The sequence below is a fragment of the Kitasatospora sp. NPDC001225 genome (assembly GCF_053597855.1).
Map to the genome: position 1 here is coordinate 1 of NZ_JBSFJC010000390.1, position 2,032 is coordinate 2,032.

Below are 2,032 nucleotides of genomic sequence, written 5' to 3' on the forward strand. Positions count from 1 at the left end.
GGCCGGCCAGACGATGATCGGCTGACCGTTGGCCTCGACGTTGTGGAAGAGGTCGAGCGCGCCGGCGCCGGTTTGGCCCGGCCGGGAATCCGACCTAACGTGCCCGCCCATCAGGCGTGGACCAACCCGGTCGACGCCGTCACCGCCTACGCCGAGGAGCTGTGATGCGCACCCGCCGCGACCCGCAGACCCTCGCCGACGCCCCCTCGGTGCTCGACCGGATGGCCCGCATCCTCGCCGCCCGGGGCATCGACCAGCAGGCGGTCGACGCCCTCCCGGACGAGCCGTACTCGCCGGAGGAGGCCCTGTCCGCAGGGCTGCCGCCGCGCTACCGCGACGCGGTTGCCACGAACCCGCAGGTCCTCGCCTGGGTACGGCAGGTCGCCGCCCAGGCCGTCGCCCCCAGCCTCGGCGCCCGCCGCCAGGTCACCACCGGCCCCAGCCTGCTGATGGCCGGAGTCGTCGGCGCGGGAAAGACCCACGAGGCGTACGGCGCCGTACGCCGCCTGGTTGAGGCCGGCATCGGTGTGCGCTGGCGCGCCACCACCGCCGCTGACCTCTACGCCGAACTCCGCCCCAGCACTGGAACCGACTCCGAGCGGACGCTCGCGGCCTACAGCCGGGTGCCGCTGCTGATCCTTGACGACCTGGGTGCCGCCAAGGGCTCGGAGTTCGTCGAGGAGCAGACCTACCGGCTGAGCAACCGCCGCTACAACAACCTGCTCCCGACCCTGATCACCACCAACCTGCCGATCAAGGACCTCCGCACCTGCCTCGGTGACCGCGTCACCTCCCGGCTCGCCCAGATGACCACCCGGGTCGCCTTCGAGCCGGTCGACCACAGACGCCTCCAGCGCGCCGCCTGAGCTGCCGCCGCGCCCGGCCGCCCCACGGCGAGCCACCCGACCTTCACCGACCCAGCGCACCTCCCCGCCGACGCCGACCTCGCGCGGAGAGCGATCGGAGCAACCCCGCATGACCACCACGAGCCGTCCCGCCCGCCACCGCGCCCTCGGCGACCACACCTGGCAGGACCAGGCCGTCTGCACCCCGACCGAGTACAACCCCGTCGACCCGGAGACCTTCTTCCCTGGGCCGGAGGACGCCGACAGGATCGCCACCGCCAAGGCCCTGTGCGCCCAGTGCCCCGTCGCCCGGGCCTGCCTGGACGCCGCCCTCGAAACCGGCGACACCCACGGCATCCGCGGCGGCCTCACCGAGGAGGAACGCGAGCCCCTGCACGCCAAGATCAACGACCGCCTTGACCACAGCCGCGTCAACGACACCATCGCCGGACGCGACATCCACCTCACCAAGGCGGAGCGCCGCGCCGTCGTCCTCGCGGGCTACCGCCAGGACGTACCCGTCGAACGCCTCGCCTGGCTCCTCAAGATCAGCCCGGAGCACGCCCTCAAGCTCTACCGCGAAACCCGCCGCGTGATCCGCCACCGGCAGATCGCCGAAGAGGCCGCCCGCACGGCCTCGGCGGTCACCGGCGCCGTCGGCACCGAGCAACTGGTCCGCGACGCCTTCGGGACGGCTGCGTGAGCACCACCACCGCGACCACCCCGACCGCGGCCCACGTCACCGGCTGGGACCGAGCCGTCGTCATCGCCCTTGGCGCCGCCGGCTGCGCGCTCTCCTACGACGCGCTGCAGCAGATGGCCATCGCCATCCACGTGAGGGGCCTCCTCACCTACCTCTTCCCGATCATCGTCGACGGCTTCATCGCCTACGGCGTCCGCGCCCTGCTCGTCCTGCGCACCGCACCACTGCGCGCCCGCGCCTACGTCTGGACGCTCTTCGGCGCGGCCACCGGGACGAGCCTGTGGGCCAACGCCCTGCACGCCGTCCGGCTCAACGATCTCCACTCCGCAGCCGGTGGGCTGCGGCTGGGCGACACGGTGGTCGCGGTGCTGTCCACCATCGCCCCGCTCGCCCTGGCCGGCGCCGTCCACCACGGTCAGCAGCACCTCGCCGATCGCGGTGCCGATCGGTACGGTCGGCTCCTCAGCGGGCAGTTGGCGGGCGG

Annotated in this window: 3 protein-coding genes; all 3 read left to right on the forward strand. The window is 73.2% G+C overall.

What is annotated here, in order from left to right:
- Positions 1 to 164 precede the first annotated feature (164 nt).
- Positions 165 to 866: an ATP-binding protein gene (locus ACWDCZ_RS40765; protein WP_449818648.1), complete on the forward strand. Its 702-nt coding sequence runs from the start codon at positions 165 to 167 to the stop codon at positions 864 to 866.
- Positions 867 to 975: 109 nt separating this feature from the next.
- Positions 976 to 1,548, forward strand: a complete 573-nt coding sequence (locus ACWDCZ_RS40770; protein WP_387976882.1) for a WhiB family transcriptional regulator — start codon at positions 976 to 978, stop codon at positions 1,546 to 1,548.
- Positions 1,545 to 2,032 (forward strand): DUF2637 domain-containing protein (locus ACWDCZ_RS40775; RefSeq protein WP_449818649.1); only part of this gene is annotated, 488 nt, incomplete at its 3' end. The genes ACWDCZ_RS40770 and ACWDCZ_RS40775, both read left to right, overlap by 4 nt.

Bases quoted from the DNA above. Each gene is read 5' to 3' on its own strand.
- ACWDCZ_RS40765 (WP_449818648.1), top strand. From the start codon at position 165: ATGCGCACCCGCCGCGACCCGCAGACCCTCGCCGACGCCCCCTCGGTG.
- ACWDCZ_RS40770 (WP_387976882.1), top strand. From the start codon at position 976: ATGACCACCACGAGCCGTCCCGCCCGCCACCGCGCCCTCGGCGACCAC.